The organism is Micromonospora sp. CA-246542, assembly GCF_050942905.1.
GTDB lineage: Bacteria > Actinomycetota > Actinomycetes > Mycobacteriales > Micromonosporaceae > Micromonospora.
Genome location: NZ_CP192040.1, coordinates 1947541 through 1969260, shown reverse-complemented (window position 1 = coordinate 1969260; position 21720 = coordinate 1947541). Strand labels below are relative to the sequence as shown.

Genomic DNA, 21720 nt, shown 5'->3' with positions numbered 1-21720 from the left:
CTGGCGAGGGTTCACCTCGATCAGCGAGGAGAGCCGGCGTCCCGGTTGATCGGGGCGGTGACGATCCCGGCACCATCGCTGGTCCCGACGGTGATGAAGGCCAACTCGTCGACCGGCAACGACGTCTCGCCGGTCACCTCCTGGGGGCCGCTGGACGCCATCCAGTCCCGTACCGTGTGGGTGGCCCCGTCGCGCGTCACCGCGAAGAGGCGGTAGCGGATGCCCGGCCGCAGGCCGGTAACGGTGATCCGGATGGTGGAGCGGCCCCCGTCGTCGGCGGTGATCGAGACGGAGAGGCTCGCGCCGTAGCCGGGCGCCTCACCCGTGGCGGTGAGCACCGGCTCGTCGGGGCCGCCCAGCACGTTCATCGTGATGGCCCCGCCGGCCAGGACGAGCCCGAGAACCACGGCGGCCGTGCCGGCCCAGATCCGCCAAGGACGACGTGCGCCCCGGCGGTCGGTGCTCGGGCCACGATCCGGACGGGCACCGACCGCACCACCCCCACCGGGCCGCGCGCCGCCCGGCCGCACCGACCCGCGCCGGCCGCGACCCGGTCGGTCAACCGAATCCGGCGGTACGCTGACGCCGGCCGGGCCCGCGGTCGCCGGCACAGCGGCCACCGCCGGATCGGGAGTCGCCGCCGGATCGGAAGTCGCTTCGGGATCGGGAATGGCCACCGGCTCCGCAGGAACCACCGGATCAGCGGCAACCCCCGCATCAGTGGCATCCACCGGGGCGACGGTCGTCGTCGGATCGGTGGTCGACATCGGGTCGGCGTGCGGTGGAAGATCCCAGTCGACGTCCGCCAGACCGGCCAGACCGCTCGTCGAGGCCCCGATCGCGGTCGCCTCGTTCAGGCAGTCCCAACAACCGGCGAGATGCTCCTCGAACGACACACGCTCGGCCTCGTCGAGGGCACCGAGCAGGTAGAGAGCCAGCCTGGACTGCTCCTCCGTGGCGTGCTCACCGCCTGCGCCCATCCCGCTTCTCCTCAACGCGTCGACACCGCGCCCCGAGGGGCGACCTCGGGACGGCTTGCGTACTGGTCAACGGACCGAGATCGGGACGGCCCGGCCGGGATCACGACGACTCCGTCGAGCCGATCGCCGCGTGCAGCGCGCGAACCGCATAGTACGTACGGGATTTTACCGTACCCTCGGGTATCCCGAGTCGCTCCGCCGCCTCAGCGATGGACGCGCCCTTGTAGTACATCTCGATCAGCACCTGCCGGTGTTCCGGACTGATCTGCTTCATCGCCACCTGCACCGTGTGGGCGCTCACGACACGATCCATCGCGTCCTCGGCCGAGGAGACGCGGTTGAGATCCGGCAGGTTGATCTCCTGCGGACGCGCCTGCCGTGACCGGATGGCGTCGATGGCCACGTGCCGGGCGACCGTGTACAACCACGGGGCGATCCGCTCCGGGTCGGCGGCGAGCTTGTCCAGGTTCCGCCAGGTACGCAGGAACGTCTCCTGCACCAGATCCTCGGCCAACTCCCGCTGACCGAGGACGAGCCGGGTGAGGAACCGCAGTAGCGGGCCCTGATGCTCGTCGAAGATCTGCCGCATGAGGGCTTCGGCGTCCCCGGAACCGCTGCCGGCGTCCGCGGCCCGCGGACCGAGCGCTTCGTTGTGCACCGCCGACACCGACCGCCTCCCCTGACGCACGGGGTGGACCCGCACGACCGCACCACCGCCGCGCCCGCCGTCGGCCAGGCGCTCTCCGGGGAGGATAGCCGTACCGGCCGTTCGATATGTTTCGGCCACGGGACGATCGACGACGGACGGACGAGGACAACGGTCCATAGTGGCGGTCGCGGTGTTCATCGAGCGAAGCGCAACCAACGGACGTTCAGATACTCCTGGGGCTGCCCGCTGGCGAAGGTGAGGTACACGTCGTGCCGGCCGGTCACCGGTGCCATGTTCCCCGGGATGGTCAACCACCGCTGCCATCCACCGGTGTTGGCCACCGCGATCGTCCCGACCGGCGGGCTCGTCTCGCTGTCCAGGCGCACCTGGATCAGCCCGGAGAGGCCCAGCCCCGCCCCCGAGGCGACCCGGACGACGAACTGTGTCATCGGCTGGTCACCGAACTCGACCCCCTGGTAGGCGACCCAGTCACCGTTGGCGATGGCGCAGATGTTCTCACCGCCCTCGCCGCACGGCTCCCGCCGTACGCCGTACTCACGGTCGAAGCCGGCGGCGGCGATCTCCTGATCGGCGACGCGGGCCGGGCCGACGGCGGCCGCCGTCGCCGCCGCTCCCGTCGCCACGGCCACCGGAACGGCGGGCGGAGGCTGCGCGATCGGGTACGACGCCTCGCCCCCGGCGAACGGCGTGAGGGTGACCGTCACCTCCCGTGGTGCGGAGTCCTGGATGTACGAGGCATCCCCGACGATGTCGTCGTACGGGAAGCCGTAGACCCGGCCGTTCGCGGAGTGGTTGTGCAGGACGCGCGAGTAGTGGTTGGTGATCGGCTGCTGGTAGAAGGCCGCCCGGTCGTCGACGGGTTGGTACGGCCGGTCCAGCACCGACCGGTTGAACCCGGCCGCCAGGGCCGCCGCCACCTTCCCACTGGCGTCGTTGGGCCGGCTGAACGTGCCGTTGCACATCAGCACGTCCATCGTGGTCGGACGGTCGAAGGGGGCGATCCCACCGTCGAAGTGCAGCCTGCCGTCCTCGCGCACCCGACCGGTGAAGGCACCGAACTCGTTGGAGACACGCAGGTCGGCGCTGCGGTACCGATCCCAGATCTGGGAGATGTAGGCGTCGAAGTAGGTGGGCGAGAAGCGGCCCGCGATGATGCCGTGCCCCGGCGCGATGACGCGCAGCCCGTCGCCGATGATCAGGCGCTCGTACCCGGGCTGCCGTGCCACCTCGGCGAAGATCGCGTCCCGGCCACCGTCGGTGAGCTTCCCAGCCGTGTGCTCGCCCGCCCCGACCAGCCGGGTCGAGATCGGGATGCTGAACATGTCCACCATGGTGGTGTTGCAGTGCATTCCGTTCGGGTTGTAGGTGAACTCCCAGAAGTCCCACAACACCCCGAAGTTCGGGTCGCTCTCCACCGCGCCGGCCGGCTCCTGCAACATGGGCCGCCCACCGCCGTCGACCACCTTGAACCGCAGCCGCCCGTTGATGGAGAAGTAGATCCGGCCGCCGTCGAGCATCGGTAGGACGAACGAGGTCGCCCCGGAACCGGCGAGGGGGATGGCGAGATCCAGGAATCCGTCCGCGCCGTTGTCGGCGAACGAGGCGGGAGTGAACGTGCCCGGGCTCCGGACGTAGCCCATCTCCCTGGTCTCCGGGTGGTAGCCGGTGATGTACATGTGGATCGAGGCGTTCGGGTATCGACCGGTACTGTTCACCACGGTCAACGGCAGTCCGCCCTGGGCCCTGGCCCGCGCCAGCAGCGGTGTCGCGACCAGCGGCACCCCGACCACCGCAGCTCCGAGCCCCATTCCGAGCATCTTTCGTCTGGTCAGCAAACGACCCACCTCCATCGATCGGCATACCGGGCGGTACGGCGCATCGCGGCGCCGAACCGTCGGAGACAGCCGCGTCCACGGTGCGGACCCCCCGCCGGTTCAATGACCGGCGGGACAAAATTTGATGGATTCGTGGTCGTGCGGTGAACATATGCGGCAGCTGATCCGTCACGACAGTGATGCCGCCACGCCGAAAGGGATGGCCCGTGACAACCGATCCCCGCACCATCCGGCCCTGGTTCAGCCGGACGCCGCGCCGACTCGTGGCGGCCGCCGCCGCTGGCCTGGCCGTCGTCTTCGCGGCCGTCGCCGCGATCAGCTGGGGCGTCGCCTCGGCCCGTGACCAACTGATCGGCGAAGCGGTCTCCGACGACCAGTTGGCGGTCATCGCGGCTGCGGCCCGCTCCTGCCCCATGCTCACGCCGGCCCGGCTCGCCGGTCAGCTCATGGCCGAGTCGGAACTGGCACCGAGAGCGACGGACACCGCCTCCGGCGGTACCGGCATCGCCGGGCTCGACAACGAGGACTGGAAGCTCTGGAAGCCGTGGCCGAACGCGGAACGCTCGGACAGCGCCGCGAACATCGTGGCGCTGGCCCACCAGGTGTGCGACTACAGCGGCAAGCTCCGGCTCGCGAACGTCACCGGTGACTCGTGGCGACTGTCGGTGGCCGCCTTCCACAGCAGCCTGGAGTCGGTGACGGCGTCCGGTGGGGTGCCCCCGGACGCGGTCGACTACGTCGACGAGGTCAGCGGTTACGCCGCGTACTACGGCAAGCGGTCCCAGTTCGGCGGACCCGGCGGCAACGCGCCGACCGCGCCGGCGACCGACACCAAGGGCGTCCCGGCCGGGTACGTCGACCTGATCGTCCGGGCGGGTTCGGTCTGTCCGGGGGTGACTCCCCCGGCCGTCGCGGCGCAACTGATGGCGCTCTCCGGATTCGACCCGAACCTGCTCGGGGCCGCCGGCCAGCGGGGAGTCGCCCAGTTCCTCCCCGAGGTGTGGCAGGCGTACGGCCCGAGCAACGCCTCCGCCTGGGATCCCGCCGTCGCGATCCCGGCCGTCGGCACCGCCATGTGTGCCCTGACCGGAGAGCTGTCCCTACTGGAGGGTGATCCCTATCTGCTCGCCCTCGCCGCCTATCGCAGTGGTCCGACCGTGGTGCGGCAGAGCGGCGGCAGCCTCGACGCCGACACAAAGGCGTTCCTCAAGTCGGTGAAGTCACTCACCGACTTCTACGCGCTCGACGGACGACTGACCGTCGGCGTCAGCAAGCCCCCGCCCCCACCCGCGCCGCCGTCGGCGACACCCGTCGCGCCGACGCCAGCCGGCCCGGGTACGCCGACGCCGAAGGCCGGCGACCCGCCCGCCCCGCCGGCACCGGCCACGCCGCCCGTGCGCCCCGTCGGCGCCAAGCAGCTCTACCACCCGATGACCAAGCTCTGCGCCAGCACCGGCGGGACCACCGGGGGAACCCGGATGAGGCTGCAGACGTGTGATGACGACGACCCGACCCAGTGGTGGGTGGTCCTCGCCGACGGCACGTTCCGCGCGGCCGGGCTCTGCATGGACCTGGCCGAGGGCTCTGACCGGGACGGCACGGCCGTGTTCGCCTCCACCTGCGACGGGAGCCCCAGTCAGGTGTGGCGGATGAACGAGAAGGGCGGCGTCCTCAACATGCACATCCGCAAGGCACTGGACGCGAACGTGAACGTGCCGAACAAGCCGCTGCTCGTCTGGACCTTCGTGGAGAACCGCGAGCAGCAATGGGCCTGGCGGTAGCGCGGACGCGGGTACGCGGACGATCCACGTACCCGCGTCGTGACGTCGTTGTGGGCGCGGCCCTCCGCTACCCGCCGTTCGCGCGACGGCGGAAGCGGAGGGCGAAGACGAGGCCACCTGCGGCGACCAGCCCGAGGCCGAGAAGGACGGCGAGCGCGGTACCACCACCGCCGCCGTCTCCACTCTGGGCACCCGACACCTGTCGCTCCTCGTCGAGCTGCCGGGCGACCGACGCGGCCGGGTTGATCATCCCAGCGCCGTAGCGGGCGTCCGTCTTGCCCTTCTCCATCGTGTCGGCCGTGCTCCGGATGCGCTCCTCGACCTGCACGGCGGTCAGATCCGGATAGGCCGCCCGGACAAGCGCCGCCTGGCCGGCCACGAATGACACAGCGAGCTGGGTTCCCGTGTTGCTCAGCACACCGGCGCCACTGATCCCGAGAGTCGCCACGTCGATCCCGGGCGCGACGACCTCCACCGTCTCCTGCTGGTACTCCTCGGCGAGCTGCCCGTCGGCACCGACAGCTCCGACCAGGAGCAGGGCGCCGGACGCCGACCGTTCCCCGCCCGCCGGGACCGTGACGGGTTTCGTGGGCGCCCCCACCACCACGACCACGTCGTGGTTCATCGCCGTCGAGATCGAGGCCGCCACCGTGGGGTCGCCCAGGTCGACCCGGGAACCCAACGCGACGACCGAAGCGCCCGCGCTGACCGCCACCTCGATGGCGTTCGACGCGTCCATGGCCCGTCCGGTCGCGGAAGGTCCCACCATCCGGATGGGCAGGATCGTGGCGTCCGGCGCGATGCCGACCGGGGTGTCGTCGGCGCTGGCGCTGGCGGCGATGATGCCGGCCATCGCGGTGCCGGTGCCGAGGCAGTCGGTGTCCCCCCGCCCGTTGCCGACGGTGACGTCCGCGCCGACGGCGACCCGACCACTGAGCTGGGGCAGCTTGCCGTCCACACCCGAGTCCACCACCGCGACCATGACACCGTTGCCCCGGCTCAGGTCCCAGGCGCCGTCGGCGGCCAGCCGCAGTTGCGCCCAGTTGGATCGGCGGCTCGACCCGGCGGTTGCGGTACAGCTGGACGGTGCGCCGCTGCCGGTCGGTGGCCCACCCGGCGACGTGCTGGGGCTGGGCTTCGGGGAGGCGGACCCGGTCGACGTGGGCTTCGGGGCGGATCGGGTCGGCTTGGGGCCGGGCGGAAGCTGACCGTACCGGACGCCCTCCCCCGCCGCGTCCCACGGCAGCACCAGGTGCCAGCCGGGGTGGAGCTTGGCCGGATCGGTCAGGCCCGCCCCGTCCGCCTGGACACGCCCCGCGTTCAGGTTGTAGATCTCCGCGGACCGATCGCCACCACCGAGGAACCGGCTCGCTATCTCGGTGAGGTTCTCCGGCTGACCCTGGTGCTCCGCCACCACCACGTAGTACTTGACGTACGCCTGCGGGTCCGGCGTCGGTGCCCGGCCCGCCGACGCCCCCACCGCCGGGGCGACCACGCAGCAGGCCATCGCCACGACCGCGACCAGGCGGGCCAGGATTGAACGCTTCGCCAGCACTGGTGTCCTCCTTCAGTTGCCGCGGGCGACCGCCCCGGCTGTCACCATCTATTGCGGATCCGCGCCCGGTTGGTTCAAATCAATCTGAACCTGGGTTGCATCGACGTCGTGGTGTGGGCAGATCTGGTGTGGGCGGACCGAGGGTACCGAGGCCGCGATGTGCGGAGGCTCGCCGGCCGGCGGCCGCCCACCCTCGGGGACGAAGGTGCAGCGAATGGACGGTGGTGAGCCCGTGAATCCGGTGACGACGACGATTGACGCGGGCATCGACGAGCTGCCGGCCACCAGCCGCTTCGACCCACGTCGGCACCTGAGGATCCCTGGCCTGTTCGACCTCTGGTTGGAGCCCGGCCCCCGGGGCGGGCTGGTGGTGCCGGCGGAACCCAGCGTCACCCTGACCGCGCGGGGCATCGCCGACCTGGTTCGACGGTCCGGGGAACCCGCCGACGACGTACGGATCCTGACCGGAGACGGTGCCCGCAACGGCGACCTGTTCAGCGAGGTCGCCGGACTGCTCGGACACGACGTACTGGTCAGCCCCGACGGCGCGGAGATCCGGCACCGGCGTCGGGGAGACGCGGCGGTCGGACCGTCGCACGCGGTCCCACTGGATCGGATCACCCGCCGCCCGATGGACTGGATGGTGATCCAACCGCCGGACCTCGCCACCCCCCTGCCCGGCTGGTTCGCGGTGGATCGGGGCGTGGTCCGTCCCCGCACCGGTGTGGTCGGCCTGCCGCTGCCGGCCGGGCTCGCCCTCGCCACCCGCGCCGACTTCGTGCACCGACGCGCCGTCGCGCACCGACTGACCTCTACATCGGACGGTCTGGTGACCGTCGCCGTCACGGCGCGCGCGGCGGGCTTCCTCGTCGGCGACTACAGCGGGACGCAGAAGGTACACGGCGGTGAGCAACTCGCCGCCCTCCTCGGCGACCTCCCGCTCTACGGCTGCGACCTGCGGCTCTGGTTCACCTGGCCCTCCGATCCGCAGGAGCAGCGCAGCCTCGCCGAGCAGGCCCAGGAGTTCGCCGAACGAACCGGTGCCACGGTCTGGACTCCACCGCCGGGCGGCAGCGCCGAGTTGGTGGACGGCGGCCGCGACCTGCGCGCCCTCGACCCCGCGGGGAGCCCCGCCGAATGGCAGGCGCACCGGCCGGAGTACGCCGCTGGTCCGCTGGCACTGCGGGCGACGCCAGACGGTCTCCTCGTGTCGGTGTCGGCCCGCCCCCGCATCGCCGTTGCGGACGCTCCCATCGGGCCGCCGCATCCCGGCCTGTCGGACGCCGCGCAGGGACCGCTCACGGTGCCGGCCACGGCCCTCCCCCGCCCCGGCCTGATCACCGAGGGTCGCCGAGCGCAGGGGTACGGACCGCCGTGGCTGCCACCCGGGCAGCAGGTCAACGCCGAGGAGTTCGAGGCCTTCGTCGTCTGCCCGATGGAACCCGCCCGCGCGGTGGCAGAGGGGATACCGAGCGCGGAGCTGTTCCTCATCGCCCTCCTGGACCCCGGTCCGGTTCCCGACGACAGCTACCTGATCCGGGTTCGCGTCGCCCCCGGGGGCGCCATCCCGATGGCGACGCTCCGCTCGCACATTCCCGCGCGTCTGCAACATCTGCGGGGAGTGAACGACGCCTATCTGCTTCCGGCGGCGCGACTGGACCGGGTGTCCCCACGCGGAGGCTTTCGCACCTACCAGTTCGGACGACTAGTCCCGACTGCCGAGTGCGGGGACGGCCCGCTGCGCATCCACTGTTCGTCGCGGGCCCGAACGATCGCCGGCCTGCCCAACGACGTCCGCCGTTGGCCGGAGACGGGCACCCGTCGCGCGTACGCACTCGTGCCGGCGTCGGGCGGCCGCCTGCCGCGCGGCTGGCTGCGTCTCTACCGCAAGGCGCCACCGGCCCGACCCGGCCGGCTCATGCTGGAGGTCCGGGTGCCCCGTGGACGCACCATCGACGTCATGTCGACGGCCGAGATGATCGCCCGGCTCGACCGGGTACGCCACCAGGCGGAGCGGCTGCGGGACGCCGGCGTCGAGCTGATCCTGGGCAGCCGCTCGTACGAGCGAGTCCAGGTCCGCCGCGCCTACCTCGCGCACGAGAACGCCTGGCAGCGGGTGCCGGGGACGGAGCCCGGGCCGCTCCCCGCCATACTCAGCCGGGTTCAGCCCTCGATCCCCACCTGAATCGACCAGCGGCTGTGGGGGACCGGGCCGACCACGACCGGGATGCAGCGTCCGCCGGTCGCCGCGACGAGTCCGCGTAGGCCGTCTGCCCCGCCAGACGGCAGCCCGGCCAGGAAAATCACACACGGATCCGGCAGCTGCTCACCGGCGGCCGGCGGTTCCGGCAGAGCGGTCAGTGTCTGGTAGCCCTCCAGGTCCAGGGTCCCGAGCGCCTCACCGATCACCGCGACTCCGACTCGGCCGGCGTGCAGCCGACGGGCAAGTGCCGCGGCCAGTCGCTGGCAGGCGTCGAGGGCGCCGACGAGGGTGAGCACGTCGGGGGTTTGCCCGAGATCGACATGGAGCCGCCACGTGCCCCGGCTGCCCAACACCAACGGAACGGTCGACGGGGGCGTCGGCTCGGTCTCGGCGAGCCAGGCGTAGGCGGGCGTCTCCCCCCGGTTCGCCATGCCGATCAATCGGACGCGCACCGGGCCCACCGCGCTGAGGAGGTCGGTCCGCAGGCACGGCACCTCGCCCAGTGCCAGCGCCGCCGGCCTCGACTCCGGAGAGTCCGGCGAGTCTGACGACTCTGACGAGTCCGTTGGCAACGGCGGCGAGGATGGCGGAGCCGGCGGCAGCGGTGGAGTTGACGGCGGCGGTGGAGCGGGCCGGGGCAGCGGGGGCGGGCTCTGGGACGCCTCGGTCTCGCCTTCCCCAGCGAGCTCGGCGGGGGTCGGGGTGTGGTGCCGCTCCGGTGGCCATGGGCCGGTGTCGTCGAGGGCGACGGCGCGCAACCCGTACCTGCCGCGGCGTAGCATCAGCACGGCGAAGACGGCGAACACCGCCGCGAGCAGGCCAGCGCCACCCCTGACCAGCAAGGGCGTGAACCGACCGGCGTCGGACGCGCCGGAGGCCGGGGGACGCCGGGCCGCCACCGTTGGTGCCGTCGTCGGTGACCGGGCGACGGTGGTCGACGTCGTGGCCCCGGGCCTGGGTGCCGTGGCACTTGGCTTGGGCACGGCCGGGCTCCTGCTGGTCAGTGGGGAGTTCACCAAGATCGGTGGCAGGGCCCCGGTCCGCACCCCTGAGCCCTTGGCATCGCGGGGCAGCACGAGGAGCCAACCGGGTCGCAGCTCGACACCGTCGGTGAAGGTACCGCCGTCGGGCTGCTTCCTGCCGATGTTGAGTTGGGTGATCTCCCGGAACCTGTTGCCGTTGCCGAGGGTGCGCAGCGCGATGTCATAGAGGTACTCCCGCTGGCCGTCGACCGGCGGTCCCACCACGTAGTACCTGCCTGTCTCGTCGGGTAGCGCGGCTGCCGGCACCGCCTGGCTGAACAGCACGATCCCGACCGTCAGCAGCACCAACGCCAGCGCCCGCCGCATCAACACCGCTGACCTCCACGCCCCTCGCACCATCGCCATCCTTCCGTCCCGGCCCCCTTCTACGCAGCCGCGCCCGGGAGGTTCAACCGGGCAGCAGTTTTGCCCAGCCGTGACCCCAGCCAATGAGCCTCGGCGTGCGCGGCCGCCGATGACATGGCCAGGGACTGCTTGCCAGTCAGCGGGCGTTCCTGCTGATCAGCCAGAGCGGGCCAGCCCCTGCTTCGCCGTCGCCGGGCCGCAGGCTGCTCACTGGAGCCAGCCGAGGAAGCGTCTGTGCAGCGCACCCGCCGGCACCCAGGTCAGGTCCTCCGAAGCCCGCACCAGCTGGGCACCTAGGTAGATTGCCAGGGAGATCGGAGCGTCGTCGAACTCGGCGCGCAGCTCGCGCTGCCGGGTGCGGCAGGGCCAGGGCGCATCGCAGCCGCCGCAGCTCCAGATCGGCAGCACCGGGCCGTGCGTGGTCATGCGCGACCTCCGAGCAGCGCCGCCACCAGGGACCGCGCCCGCCGACTGGTCCCCGAGGCCACCTGCCAGCATGGGTACGTGGTCACGGTCGCTGCCGTGCGGCGTTGGCGGCCAGGACGTCGACGCTGACCAACACCTCGAAGCACCATGGGACGGCACAGTCGGCCGTGGGCCAGCTGCAGTCCGGGCCGTGGCCGTACACCCACGCGAACCGCGGGTCGTGCGACTCGTGGACCTTGACGATGACGATGTCGTGGCCGGTCTGGCCCTCGATACCGGGGCTGGGCTGCCACTGGCCGGGCCGCACCGACACCCGTGCGCCGGGCTCGGGCATCTGCCGGCCGCTCATCGGACCGGCCCGTCGGGGCGGCTGGCGCGGCTATGCGGCTGAGTCATGGTCCGGGCGCTGGCCAGGAGCCGCCGCTTGGCCGCTTCCTGCTCGACGGCCTGGATGCGCTGGCCGGTGCCGGGCGGAACGGGCGGCGGGGCGGGCGTGAGCAGCCGCCGCAGCCTCTGGACGATGTGCACGGTGTCGCCTCCCTCGCTTGGAGGGGCGCGGCCTCACCACTCATAGCTGGTCGTTACCGCGCCCTTACCTCAGAGTGAGGGCGAGCTAGTCAGCTATCTAGCGTCGGAGTGTCCGCCACTCCGGTTCCGGACAGCTCCCGGACACGGTCAGGCGGTCACAGCCGCCAGAGCTTGCCGATACTCGACTGTCCACTCGGCGCCGCGCTGATCCTCCGGCAACGCGCCCAGCCCAGTCCGCAGGCTGTCCACCGCCGAACCCCTGTCACCGAGGGCCAGATAGGCCAGGCCGAGTCCCATCCGACTGAACGTCGGCGTCAGCCAGTACGCCGTCGCCGGCGGCGGCTCCGACTCGGCGGCGGTCGTCAGGTCGCTGGCCTCACCGAGCAGTCGCACCGCGGCCGGCCGGTCGCCGAGCAACGCGTACCCGTGAGCGGCCTGGACCGCGTCACCGACGCGCTGCAACGGCGACGCCCCGGGCGTGTGGTACGCGGCAAGGAAGTGGCGCACGATCCCCCGCGCGTTACCGCGCTGGCGCTCGATGTAGCCGCGGAAGTTCTCCGCCTGCGCGGCGAGCGGCCCGCTGTTGACCGCGTCGGCTTCCCGCGACGCCTCGATGAGGACCCGCACGGCCTGGCTGTCGTTGCGGGTCTCGGCGTACAGCCACCCGACGAACTGCGTCCACTCGGCGGCAATGGCGTGAAGCTCGCCGGCGTGAGGGCCTCGGGCGTGCGCGGCGAGGTCATGGACAGCGTTCCACTGGGGCAGACACATGGGCAGCATCATCGGCGCGGGCAGCGCGTCGTCGAGCCGCCGCTGGGTGGCCAGGATCGTGGCGAGCAGTTGCACGCCGGAGGCGTCGAGCCGGGTGGGATTGGCGGCCAAGTACGCGAGGCGGTCGCCGTCATCGAGGGTGGTGACGGGGGGCGGGTCGACGACCATGGCGGCGAGCTCCCCGCCGGCATCCAGGGCAGCGTCCAGCTCGCGGGCCACTGCGCACGTGGGCCGAGTGCGGGCGCTTTCAAGGTCGTGCAGGAAGCTTTTGCTGTAGTGGGCGACGTGGGCCAGGTCGCGCAGGGATAGGCCACGTTCGAGGCGGCGGCGGGTCAGCTCGGCGGCGAAGCGCGGGTTAACGATGGTGCGGATGGCAGCGGGCATGTGGCGCTCCCAGGTAGAGGACTGGGCGGCGTCCCACCGGCCCCTACTCCGGCGGGCCGCCGTCCCGGAGAGTACGCCAGGTATGTCCGTGAGTCACGGACATGGTTACTTGACTAGTCCACGAGCGGGGTATGGGTGTCTGTCTAATCTGCGGCGGTGATCTACCCCGGACAGGACCCGGTCGGCTATCAGGATCTGGCCGAGATCCTGCGCGCTCGGATCGCGTCCGGGCAGCTCAGCCCCGGTGATCGCCTACCGTCCGAACGAGACCTGTCACAGACCTACGACGTCGCACAGATGACCGCTCGGGCGGCGGTGCAGCAGCTACGCAACGAGGGCCTGGCCGAGGCCGTACGGGGTCGTGGCGTGGTAGTGCGTACACCGGTCGAGGTGGAGCAGGTGATAGTGGAGCCGGGGGCGTCGGTGTCAGCTCGGAACCCGACTCCGGGCGAGCGGCGAACATACAGGCTGCCGGAGGGTGTGCCGCTACTGGTGGTAGACCACCCGAACGGTTTGCAGGATCTGTACGCCGCGCATCGGTATCGGCTGGTCTTCCGGGCTGGCTAAGCCGCCGATCGGCCACCGACAGCTCGGCACGGCGGCTGTGGGCGGGCCTGGTGACGCGGTTCGGATACAGCCGGCCACTGTGGTCTCTGCGACTGACCGCGAGCGGAAGGGTATGCAGCGGGCACGGGAGGACGGCAGTTGAGCACGGCTTCACGATCGGCTACACAGCGCATTTGGCAGACCTGGGTGTGACGCCGCTTCTCCCCCGCGCTCGACGGCCGCGACTCACAGGCGACTCATGATCTCTGCCGCCGGGTAGGCGCGAGGCCGGCTGGACTGTGTCCAACCGGCCTCTCACCTGGGTGGTCTGGGAGGACGACGACGATTCGTGGTTCGCCGACTGCCCGGTGGTGCTCGAATTCGAAGAGGAGCGCCTGGAGATCAACCATCAAAAGCTCGACGAACTGTCGATCACCTGGTGCACGATCGACGTGACCCGGGCACCGCTGTGGCCGACCTCGGATGGCTTCCGCCTACGGTGGTGCGACGACGCTCCCGCGCCGTTGGCTGCTCGGCGCGGGCAAGCCCTCGAGGCGGTAGAGCTCCTGGAGTACGCCGGGGGCGACCTGGCGGACGGCACCGTGGCGCTGGGCCTGCGATTCGCCGACGGCTGGCTGACGATCTACAACGCACTGGACGAAAATGGGATCGAGGTCGGCGAGCCCTTCCCGCAGTACCGCCGACACCGGTTGAGATGAGCCGCAATCCTCCGAACTCCACCAGGCAAAGTGGTCAGCGACAGATCGGCGCACGCGGCCTTGGCCAACCGGTGCCGCGAGACGTGTGATTAGGGTCTGCGTATGGGGGATGACATCGTCCTGCGGCTCGACCGCGCAACCGCCGAAGGTCTGTACGTCACGCTGTACGAAGCCGGAGAGCACATCGCTGCCGGCGCAGCCATCACTCCGCCCACCGCGGAGGAGGTCAAGCGCCTGGGCGCTCTTCTACGGGACCTGCGTCACGCCCTTGGCCGTCGTTGCTCCCCGTACTGCGACCACGTCTAGTTATGGGTTGCGCGTGATCAGCGGCAGGTCCGTGCATCCAGACCCATCTCTCGAAAGACGCGGTTCAGGCGGCTGACCCAGGATTCGTGGTGAGCATGGCGCGAGGCCAGCCAGCCACAACGGCCAGATCGTTGATGGGTGGGACGGGCTGACCTCCGACGGCTGCCGAGTTCCCGGACCTGAAGCGCTGCTCGATACCAGGGTTACGGGCGAGGTAGCGCTCCGCATAGTCGCAGACCAAGTCGACGCGGTCTCGGCTGGCCAGCCACTCCATCACGGTAAACGGCAGGCTGTAGTCGCCAGCGCGCGACGTTACGATTGGACTCGGTTCGCTCGCCTCGACGACGGCCCTGAGCCAGCCAAAGCCGTCCGCCGCCAACGCGTCACCGATCCACGCTCCAGCGGCGTCGACCACGTCTCGAGGACGACGGGCCGACACCAACTCCTCGTCCACCACCGGCCAGGTGTGGACCACCAGTCGACCGAACAAGATCCCCGCCCTCAAACACACAACGCGGCATGAGCGTGGACGTCGCCTGAGGTAGCTTCTGCGGATGCCTCATGATCCGTTGCAGGACATGCCCGGCGAATCTCGCGCGGAGCTGACGGCGGCTGTCTGCGCCGCCATCGACATCGATCCGGCTACTGCGGAGGACATCATCCGTTCGACTGAGCCATTTTGGGATGCGATGGAACGAGCCGGTGGCCTCGTGGACTCGTGGGGTGGCGGCGAGTTCTGTTACGTCCTGCCGAGGATCTTGTCGTTCATCCGGCAGACCGCCAATCCGTAGCGCAACGGTGACCCTTCGGCCCGTCACCGGCGCGACCGGACGGCACCTGACTTAAGCGATCGTGACGCTGCGCGACGCGCGGTCCGCGGCAGATGAACATGCGTCTCGTCGGGGGAAGCGGAACAGCGAGCACGCCTGCCCGCTTCGTCTTGAGATTTCGTCTACACCGTAGATATAGTCTACGACGTAGACGTGGCGTACGGTGGTCGCGAACTGACAGGGGCGGCGAGCATGACTTCGGAATATGTGACAGTTCCCGGGGCTCGGCTCTACACAGAGCGGGCGGGCTCCGGCGCTCCGCTGCTGCTCATTTCGGGCGGCGGCGGCGATGCAGGAATGTACGAGGAGGTCGTCCCGCTTCTCGCGCGCCGGTACACGGTGTTCACCTACGACCGGCGGGGCAATTCGCGCAGCCGGTTCACCGACCCGCAGGCAGCGATCGGGGTCGCTGCGCAGGCGAGCGACGCCGTCGCGGTCCTGGACCATTACGGGGTGAAGAAGGCGTACGTCTTCGGCGGCAGCGGCGGTGCGGTCATCGCACTCGAGGTGCTGGCCAACCACGCCGACCGGCTATCCGGTGTGGTGGCGCACGAGCCACCGCTAGTCTCGTTCCTCCCGGACGACAGCGCGGAGCGGCGGGCGCTCGCCGAGATCGCCCGGATCGCCCGAGAGAAGAGCCCTTTGCGGGCGTACGCGGCCTTCGGTGCCATGACCATGGACGATCCGCCCTGGCTGTTCCGCTCGGCTGTGGGACAGGCCCTGGTCGCAGCCGCCTCCCGGGCCGCTCTACCGGTCGGCGCGGCCGTGCGCCGGGTCACCGGCCGCGAGCCCAGCTCGATGACGCGCCAGTTGGGCAATGCCGACCTGCTGCTGCGGCGGGAACTGCCGCTCATCGGCCTCGATTACCAACCGGACCTGCCCGCGCTGCGCGAGGTCGCCGTGCCCTGGCGGCTGGCCACCGGCCGGGACAGCGTCGGCAAGCCGTACTACCGGCCGGCGCACATGCTCGCCGAGCGGCTCGGCGTGCCGTGCGAGGAGTTCCCGGGTGGACACACCGTCTACATCGAACAGCCGGACAAGTTCAGCGAAGCCCTCGAGAGGATCCTCGAAGGATTCCCCAGGTGAGCACACCCGCCGTGCCGCCGCCCCCGACGCGTCCGACACTCAACCGCGAGTACCTAGCCACAGCCGCGCTCAAGCTGATCGACGCCGAAGGGCTGCGCAAGTTCTCCATGCGTCGCCTCGGTGCGGTCCTTGGCGTTGACCCGATGGCCGCTTACCGCCACTTCGCGGATCAGGAGGCGTTGTTCGACGGCGTCGCCGAGGTGCTGTTCGTCGAGATGGACACCGACTCACTGCCATGGCAGGCGCCGTGGCCGGAACTGGCCGCGCAGTACTGCCGCCGCCTGCGCGACGTGCTACTACAGCACCCGAACGCCGTTTCGGTGTTCGCCACCCGACCCGTGCGGTCATCGGCTTCCATCGACATGGGTATCCGCGCGGTGGCAAAGCTGCAGAACGCCGGCCTGCCGCCCGCCACCGCCTTGCGGATCCTCCGATGCCTGCGGGAGTTCACCATCGGGCACGCGCTCAGCGTGTCCATCCTTCAAGCGGGCGCACAGTCACGAAGCAGGAAACCTGACAAAGGCAGCCCGCAATACAACCTGTTGGCTCAGGCAGCCGACGAGACCACACCGGACGACCATTTCGAACCAGGCCTGCAAGCTATGCTCCGCGGCTTTCAACATTCCTGACCTCACCACCTGGACCGAAGCAGGTGTTCCGGACAATGCCGCCCGGTGCACTACGCTCGGACCGCTGCTCCCAATGTAAGCCGCACATACGGCGAAGCCCGTTACCGACTGATCCGGCAACGGGCTTCTGACCTGCACAAACTGAGAGTGGGCGATGCTGGTATCGAACCAGCGACCTCTTCGGTGTGAACGAAGCGCTCTCCCACTGAGCTAATCGCCCTCAGCGCCGTTGACTCTACCCGATCGTGGAACCAGACCAAAAATCCGGGGTCAGCGCGCCGCGAGGTACTGCCTCGCCTCGGCCACCACGTCGATGCCGAGGCTGAGCTTGAGGGAGAGCCAGACCACCGCTGCGACGAAGACCAGGCCGACGGCGCCGAGGACGAAGCGCAGCGGCAGTGACTGCCGTCTCACCCAGCGTGTCCAGCCGTGGACGTGCCGGCGGGTGAAGCCGAGCAGTCGGCGGGCCCAGTGGAATTCGACGGCCCAGATGCCGAGGCCGGCGATGACCAGCAGCCAGCCGGGCCCGGGCAGCGGGATGAGGGCGATGCCGATGGTGACCACCAGCGCGCCGGCGATCGCGATGAAGATCTTGAGGGCGATCCGGCCGGTGGGGTTGGCCCGGATCAGGTCGAGCGTGGTGGAGATCCGTTGTCGCCAGTGCGGACGGCGCGGCGGCTCGCCGACGACGAGGACGCCACCGGGACGGCCCGGCTCGGGCGTCGACCGTCCGGGTCGCTCGGGCTGCTCCATCGGCACGTCGTACCCCCGCTTTTCGGCTGCTCGGACCGCGACGTTCGGCGGGCCCGACGCGGTCACCGGATCCACTGAGGATCGGTTCGTGACCATTTCACCCCCCAGTGTCGCTCGGGCCCGTCACTGCAACGGCCGACTGGACGTTACCGGAGTAAGTCGACGACTGAGCCACCCGACGCCGGGCGGCATCACACACTGGGCAGAACCGGAAATCCTACATGAATGTTCACATTCACGAGGCGCTTCCGTCCCCCTTCCCACCACTGGGTGAAGTCAGCGTATGGCGGAGCGTAGCCAGGAGTAGCACCTGAGTATGGGAAAAGCGGGACACGCGCGTTCCGCAGCGGTGCCGGGGGGAGAACGTCCATGAGTGTCATCCGACCGACGACCGTAGAGGTCGAGACGTCGCTAAGGCTCGTCGCGCCTGACGCCACCGCCTTGCCGGTGCGTGCCAGTCTGCGTTACGACCCTGCTGACCCGTATGCGGTCCATGTCCTGTTCCACGCCGAATCGGCCGGTGGGGAGGCGGTGAGCTGGTCGTTCGCCCGCGAACTGCTGGTCACCGGCCTGGACGAGCCGGCCGGTATCGGGGATGTCCGGGTCTGGCCCTGGGCCACACCGCGCGGCGACTTCGTCGCGCTGGCCCTCTCGTCACCGGACGGCAACGCCCTCTTCGAGGTGCCGCGCAGCGTCCTGGTGCGATTCCTTCGACGCACGTACGTGGTCGTCCCGCGCGGTCGTGAGGCCGAGCACCTGGACGTCGACACTGCGGTGAACCGGCTGCTCGCCGGTCGCTGAAAGAGCAACACCGGGGCCGCGCGGATCTGCCGAGTCCGCGCGGCTCCGGCACACCCACCCCAGGGGGTACGACCACAGCCCGACCCGGGTTGGCCCGTGCTCAGCCGTGCGTGGTGATGCCGCCGTCGACGGGGATGACCGCGCCGGTCAGGTACGCGCCGGCCCGCGACGACAGGTAGATGGCGGTGCCGGCCATGTCCTCGGGGCGGCCGATGCGGCCCAGCGGCACCTGCTGCTCGATGGCGGAGCGGCTGGCCGGGTCGTCGAGCGCGAACGCCATCATCTTGCTCTCGAACGGGCCGGGCGCGATCGCGTTGACGGTGATCTGCTCACCGGCGAGCTGGTGGGCGAGGCTGCGGGTGAGCATGTGCACGGCGGCCTTGGTGGCCGAGTACGCGTACACCTCCATGAACGGCACCCGGATGCCGTCGATGGACCCGATGTTGATCACGCGGGCCGGGTCGTCGGCGCTGGCGGCGGCGCGCAGCGCCGGCAGCAGCGCGGTGGTGAGCCGGAAGACGGCCTTGACGTTGACCGCCCAGAGCTTGTCGAACGCGGCCTCCGGGTAGCTCTCCAGCGGCGCGCCCCAGGTGGCGCCGGCGTTGTTGACCAGCACGTCGAGGCGATCGACGCGCTCGCGTACGGCGGCGGCGAGGGCCTGCGCGCCGTCGTCGGCGCTCAGGTCGGCGGGGATGGCCTCGCACCGGCCCTCGGCGGAGAGTTCGTTGGCGACCTGCTCGCAGACGTCCGCCTTGCGGGACGAGATGATCACGCGGGCGCCGGCCCGGACGAAGCCCTGGGCGATCATCAGCCCGATTCCCCGCGACCCGCCGGTGACCAGGACCGTCTTGTCTTCGACCGAGAACAGCTCCGTCATAGGAATCCCATCGCGAGTCGGCGTGATCCGTCGTCCGGTGAGCGGCCGGCGGGGCGCCGGGCGGACCGGGCCCGGACGGCGCTACCGCCGGGTAACGTAGCCCGGCCGTGGGGACCACGACAAGCCTGGACGTCGCGGCGTACCCCGGTCGGGATGCGGTGACCTGCGGTTCGGGCTACCGTCGCAGGCGATGGTCTCCACCGATCCCTCCCCCGCGCCATCGATCGGAACGGCATCACCCGTACCCGACGAGATCTCCACGTTCGCGCTGGCCGACCTGGCCGGTGACCCCGGCTGGCGGCGGCCCGTGTTCGTCGAACGGGAGCTGCTGATCCTCACGACCCGCGGCCACGGCGACGCCGAGCTGGATTTCCACCTCCTGCCGTGCCGACCCGGCACGCTGCTGCGGGTCCGCGCCGGTCAGGTGCTGCGCTGCGCCGGCCCCCAGTTCGACGCGTCGGTGGTCGGCTGGACCGCCGACGCCCTGCACGGCCTGGCCGTCGACGAGGACGCGGCGCCGACCTGGCGGCAGTTGGCCGGCGAGGACGAGGACGCGGTGATCAACGAGGTGAGCCAGTTGGCGGTGGACTGCCAGCGGCACGGCGACGGCCCCGCCGGCCGCGCGCTGCTGCGGCACCAGCTCGCCGTGCTGCTGCTGCGGTTGGCGCTGCCCGACGCGGACCAGGCCGGGCAGCGTAACGAGGCCGAGACGTTCCAGCGGTTCGGCCGGGAGGTGGAGCACGGCTACCAGGCGTCCCGGCGGGTCGAGGACTACGCCGCCGCGCTCGGCTGCTCGGTGCGTACCCTGACCCGGGCCTGCCTGGCCGTCACCGGCCGCAGCGCCAAGCAGGTCATCGACGAGCGGGTGGCGTTGCAGGCCGCCCGGCTGCTCGCGGCGAGCGACGAACCGATCGCGCAGATCGGCCGAGGGCTCGGCTTCTCCGAACCGACCAACTTCGGCCGGTTCTTCACCCGGGAGATCGGGGTCAGCCCCGGCGCGTTCCGGGCCGCCCGCGACCAGCCGGCGGGCGGCCGGGTCGTCCGACCCCGACCACCGGTCGAGCCGACGGGCGCCAACGGCGGGCGGTTCCGCTCCGGCGCGCCCGGCGGTCCCGGCAACTCGGGCCGGCCCGGTGGCCCGGGTATCCCGAGCGGGCGGGCATGATGACGGGGTGCAGATCTCCGCGCGCGGCGACTACGCGGTACGTGCGGCGCTGAGCCTCGCGACCGCGTACCCCTCGCTGCTGTCCACCCAGGCCATCGCGGCGGAGCAGGACATGCCCCGCAAGTTCCTGGAGGCGGTCCTGGCGGATCTGCGCCGGGCCGGTCTCGTCCGCGCCCAACGCGGCGCGGAGGGCGGTTACACCCTGGCCCGTCCGCCTCGTGAGGTGACCGTCGGCGCGGTGTTGCGCGCGGTGGAGGGCCCACTCGCGGGCGTACGCGGCCTGCGCCCGGAGGAGACCCGTTACGAGGGCTCGGCGGAGAACCTGCCCGGCCTGTGGGTGGCGGTGCGCGCCGCGGTGCGACGGGTGGTCGACGAGGTGAGCCTCGCCGAGATCCTCAGCGGTCGGCTGCCCGCGCACGTCCGCAAGCTCACCGCGCTGCCGGACGCGTGGGAGCCACGCTGACGCCTCACAGGGCGCGCACCACCTCGTCGGTGTCGAGTCGGGGCAGCCGGTCGCCCCAGGCGTGCGGACCGGGGTGGCCGACGTTCACCAGCAGCAGCGCCTCGTGCCGGCTCGTCGGTGAACGTGTTGGCGGTGCGGGCCGCCCGGAACAGCAGGCCCTGGGCGGCCTGGTCCAACACGAGCGGTCGGCCGTGACGGGCGTGCTCACCCGCCGGCCGCCGTGGTGTAGCCGCCCCGGTGGTGCACCAGCGGTGGGCCGTCGCCGCCGTCGCCCAGGGCGAGCGGTTCGGCGATGACCAGGGTGTGGTCGCCGAGCGGGACGCGGTGCACCACCCGGCAGAACAGTCGGGCCAGCACCCCGGTCAGCAGTGGCACCCCGAACGGCCCGGCCGTCCAGTCCGGATAGGCGGCGAACCGGTCGATGCCGCTGGTGGCGAAGACGGCGGCCGCCTCCCGCTGCCCGGCGGCGAGGAGGTGGACCGCGACGTGTTCGGCACGGGCCAGCACCGGCCAGCTCGACGACTCCGTGCCGAGGCAGAACGAGACGAGCGGCGGTTCCAGTGAGACCGAGGTGAACGAGGTGGCGGTGAATCCGGCCCGGATCGGCTGGCCGATCCCGCCCAGACACGCCGGGTCGGTGGACCGGGCCACGGCGGTGACCACGGTGACGCTGGTGGCCTGTCGGCGCAGCAGCGCGCGGAACAGGTCTCGGTCCACCGGTCGCAGGTCGGTCGCGTCCGTCGTCGGACGCTCCACGGTGGTCACGCCGGCACCGGGGCCGGCGCGGCGTGGGCGATGAGGGGAGGCTCAGTCCGCGGCAACATGAAACCCATGCTGCCGACGGCGCGAACGGCCGGTCAACGGTCTTCCACAAGATGAGACTTGCATCGCCGACGATGTTACGGAGCACCTTTAGCAGCGTTTACCGCAGCGCAACACCCATCTGGTGGATAGGAATTGCCGGTGTCGTGTCGGCACACCGTCCACCCGGGACGACGAGGGGGTTTCGGAATTCGCCCGGCCG

The 21720-nt window shown here is 71.0% G+C and carries 25 protein-coding genes and 1 tRNA gene; 11 read left to right on the top strand and 15 right to left on the bottom strand.

Features of this window, described 5'->3' with window-relative positions:
* Positions 1–20: 20 nt before the first annotated feature.
* The 3 genes from ACQP0N_RS09230 to ACQP0N_RS09220 all read right to left on the bottom strand — a co-directional run bounded on the left by ACQP0N_RS09230 (position 21) and on the right by ACQP0N_RS09220 (position 3485).
* Positions 21–980 carry a zf-HC2 domain-containing protein gene (locus ACQP0N_RS09230; protein WP_433119147.1) on the bottom strand — a complete coding sequence of 320 codons (960 nt, stop codon included), beginning with the start codon at positions 978–980 and terminating at the stop codon, positions 21–23.
* Between the two features lie 100 nt (positions 981–1080).
* Positions 1081–1647 (bottom strand): sigma-70 family RNA polymerase sigma factor, encoded by a 567-nt coding sequence (locus ACQP0N_RS09225; protein WP_433119144.1) that lies wholly within the window; start codon positions 1645–1647, stop codon positions 1081–1083.
* A gap of 176 nt (positions 1648–1823) precedes the next feature.
* Positions 1824–3485 carry a beta-1,3-glucanase family protein gene (locus tag ACQP0N_RS09220; RefSeq protein WP_433119143.1) on the bottom strand — a complete coding sequence of 554 codons (1662 nt, stop codon included), beginning with the start codon at positions 3483–3485 and terminating at the stop codon, positions 1824–1826.
* Positions 3486–3691: 206 nt separating this feature from the next.
* On the opposite strand from ACQP0N_RS09220, the gene ACQP0N_RS09215 reads away from it, so the two are divergent.
* Positions 3692–5266, top strand: a complete 1575-nt coding sequence (locus ACQP0N_RS09215; protein WP_433119141.1) for a ricin-type beta-trefoil lectin domain protein — start codon at positions 3692–3694, stop codon at positions 5264–5266.
* Between the two features lie 67 nt (positions 5267–5333).
* Here the strand turns inward: ACQP0N_RS09215 and ACQP0N_RS09210 are convergent, their stop codons facing one another.
* Positions 5334–6821: a S8 family serine peptidase gene (locus ACQP0N_RS09210; protein ID WP_433119138.1), complete on the bottom strand. Its 1488-nt coding sequence runs from the start codon at positions 6819–6821 to the stop codon at positions 5334–5336.
* Between the two features lie 214 nt (positions 6822–7035).
* Between ACQP0N_RS09210 and ACQP0N_RS09205 the strand changes: the two genes are divergently transcribed.
* Positions 7036–9006, top strand: a complete 1971-nt coding sequence (locus tag ACQP0N_RS09205; RefSeq protein ID WP_433119136.1) for a hypothetical protein — start codon at positions 7036–7038, stop codon at positions 9004–9006.
* Here ACQP0N_RS09205 and ACQP0N_RS09200 read toward each other — a convergent pair.
* The 5 genes from ACQP0N_RS09200 to ACQP0N_RS09180 form a co-directional block, all read right to left on the bottom strand.
* Entirely contained in the window at positions 8985–10379 is a 1395-nt protein-coding gene (locus ACQP0N_RS09200; RefSeq protein ID WP_433119134.1) for a hypothetical protein, read from the bottom strand. The genes ACQP0N_RS09205 and ACQP0N_RS09200 overlap by 22 nt on opposite strands.
* 240 nt (positions 10380–10619) lie before the next feature.
* Positions 10620–10838: a hypothetical protein gene (locus ACQP0N_RS09195; protein WP_433119132.1), complete on the bottom strand. Its 219-nt coding sequence runs from the start codon at positions 10836–10838 to the stop codon at positions 10620–10622.
* 82 nt (positions 10839–10920) lie between these two features.
* On the bottom strand, positions 10921–11187 hold the full coding sequence (locus ACQP0N_RS09190) for a hypothetical protein (protein WP_433119131.1): 267 nt from the start codon (positions 11185–11187) through the stop codon (positions 10921–10923).
* Positions 11184–11366, bottom strand: a complete 183-nt coding sequence (locus tag ACQP0N_RS09185) for a hypothetical protein (protein ID WP_433119129.1) — start codon at positions 11364–11366, stop codon at positions 11184–11186. Before ACQP0N_RS09185 ends, ACQP0N_RS09190 begins: the two co-directional genes overlap by 4 nt.
* Positions 11367–11513: 147 nt before the next feature.
* A complete protein-coding gene (locus ACQP0N_RS09180; RefSeq protein WP_433119127.1) occupies positions 11514–12521 on the bottom strand; it encodes a helix-turn-helix domain-containing protein in 1008 nt (335 codons plus the stop codon).
* 156 nt (positions 12522–12677) lie between these two features.
* Between ACQP0N_RS09180 and ACQP0N_RS09175 the strand changes: the two genes are divergently transcribed.
* From ACQP0N_RS09175 to ACQP0N_RS09165, 3 genes are all read left to right on the top strand, one after another.
* Positions 12678–13088: a GntR family transcriptional regulator gene (locus tag ACQP0N_RS09175; protein ID WP_433119125.1), complete on the top strand. Its 411-nt coding sequence runs from the start codon at positions 12678–12680 to the stop codon at positions 13086–13088.
* A 302-nt stretch (positions 13089–13390) separates the two neighbouring features.
* Positions 13391–13786: a hypothetical protein gene (locus tag ACQP0N_RS09170; RefSeq protein WP_433119123.1), complete on the top strand. Its 396-nt coding sequence runs from the start codon at positions 13391–13393 to the stop codon at positions 13784–13786.
* 102 nt (positions 13787–13888) lie between these two features.
* Positions 13889–14092 (top strand): hypothetical protein, encoded by a 204-nt coding sequence (locus ACQP0N_RS09165; RefSeq protein ID WP_433119121.1) that lies wholly within the window; start codon positions 13889–13891, stop codon positions 14090–14092.
* Between the two features lie 64 nt (positions 14093–14156).
* Here the strand turns inward: ACQP0N_RS09165 and ACQP0N_RS09160 are convergent, their stop codons facing one another.
* Positions 14157–14567: a hypothetical protein gene (locus ACQP0N_RS09160; protein ID WP_433119119.1), complete on the bottom strand. Its 411-nt coding sequence runs from the start codon at positions 14565–14567 to the stop codon at positions 14157–14159.
* Positions 14568–14646: 79 nt separating this feature from the next.
* Here ACQP0N_RS09160 and ACQP0N_RS09155 point away from each other — a divergent pair, with 79 nt between their 5' ends.
* The 3 genes from ACQP0N_RS09155 to ACQP0N_RS09145 all read left to right on the top strand — a co-directional run bounded on the left by ACQP0N_RS09155 (position 14647) and on the right by ACQP0N_RS09145 (position 16637).
* Positions 14647–14883: a hypothetical protein gene (locus ACQP0N_RS09155; protein ID WP_433119117.1), complete on the top strand. Its 237-nt coding sequence runs from the start codon at positions 14647–14649 to the stop codon at positions 14881–14883.
* A 231-nt stretch (positions 14884–15114) separates the two neighbouring features.
* Complete coding sequence (locus ACQP0N_RS09150) at positions 15115–16008, top strand: alpha/beta fold hydrolase (RefSeq protein ID WP_433119115.1); 894 nt, start codon at positions 15115–15117, stop codon at positions 16006–16008.
* Positions 16005–16637 carry a TetR/AcrR family transcriptional regulator C-terminal domain-containing protein gene (locus tag ACQP0N_RS09145; protein ID WP_433119114.1) on the top strand — a complete coding sequence of 211 codons (633 nt, stop codon included), beginning with the start codon at positions 16005–16007 and terminating at the stop codon, positions 16635–16637. The genes ACQP0N_RS09150 and ACQP0N_RS09145 overlap by 4 nt, the downstream gene beginning before the upstream one ends.
* 148 nt (positions 16638–16785) lie before the next feature.
* On the opposite strand, the gene ACQP0N_RS09140 is transcribed toward ACQP0N_RS09145, so the two are convergent.
* Both ACQP0N_RS09140 and ACQP0N_RS09135 read right to left on the bottom strand, forming a co-directional pair.
* A tRNA-Val gene (locus ACQP0N_RS09140) sits at positions 16786–16857 on the bottom strand.
* Between the two features lie 50 nt (positions 16858–16907).
* Complete coding sequence (locus ACQP0N_RS09135; RefSeq protein ID WP_433119112.1) at positions 16908–17465, bottom strand: TIGR02611 family protein; 558 nt, start codon at positions 17463–17465, stop codon at positions 16908–16910.
* Positions 17466–17759: 294 nt separating this feature from the next.
* Between ACQP0N_RS09135 and ACQP0N_RS09130 the strand changes: the two genes are divergently transcribed.
* Entirely contained in the window at positions 17760–18191 is a 432-nt protein-coding gene (locus ACQP0N_RS09130) for an SsgA family sporulation/cell division regulator (protein WP_007457244.1), read from the top strand.
* Positions 18192–18291: 100 nt separating this feature from the next.
* On the opposite strand, the gene ACQP0N_RS09125 is transcribed toward ACQP0N_RS09130, so the two are convergent.
* Positions 18292–19068 carry a glucose 1-dehydrogenase gene (locus ACQP0N_RS09125; RefSeq protein WP_355051831.1) on the bottom strand — a complete coding sequence of 259 codons (777 nt, stop codon included), beginning with the start codon at positions 19066–19068 and terminating at the stop codon, positions 18292–18294.
* 190 nt (positions 19069–19258) lie between these two features.
* Between ACQP0N_RS09125 and ACQP0N_RS09120 the strand changes: the two genes are divergently transcribed.
* Together ACQP0N_RS09120 and ACQP0N_RS09115 are read left to right on the top strand one after the other, a co-directional pair.
* Positions 19259–20233 carry a helix-turn-helix domain-containing protein gene (locus ACQP0N_RS09120; RefSeq protein WP_433119109.1) on the top strand — a complete coding sequence of 325 codons (975 nt, stop codon included), beginning with the start codon at positions 19259–19261 and terminating at the stop codon, positions 20231–20233.
* Positions 20234–20240: 7 nt separating this feature from the next.
* On the top strand, positions 20241–20696 hold the full coding sequence (locus tag ACQP0N_RS09115; protein WP_355051829.1) for an RrF2 family transcriptional regulator: 456 nt from the start codon (positions 20241–20243) through the stop codon (positions 20694–20696).
* Positions 20697–20700: 4 nt separating this feature from the next.
* Here ACQP0N_RS09115 and ACQP0N_RS09110 read toward each other — a convergent pair whose 3' ends face one another.
* Positions 20701–20904 (bottom strand): hypothetical protein, encoded by a 204-nt coding sequence (locus ACQP0N_RS09110; protein ID WP_433119107.1) that lies wholly within the window; start codon positions 20902–20904, stop codon positions 20701–20703.
* Positions 20901–21461: a flavin reductase family protein gene (locus ACQP0N_RS09105; protein ID WP_433119105.1), complete on the bottom strand. Its 561-nt coding sequence runs from the start codon at positions 21459–21461 to the stop codon at positions 20901–20903. Before ACQP0N_RS09105 ends, ACQP0N_RS09110 begins: the two co-directional genes overlap by 4 nt.
* Positions 21462–21720 lie beyond the last annotated feature (259 nt).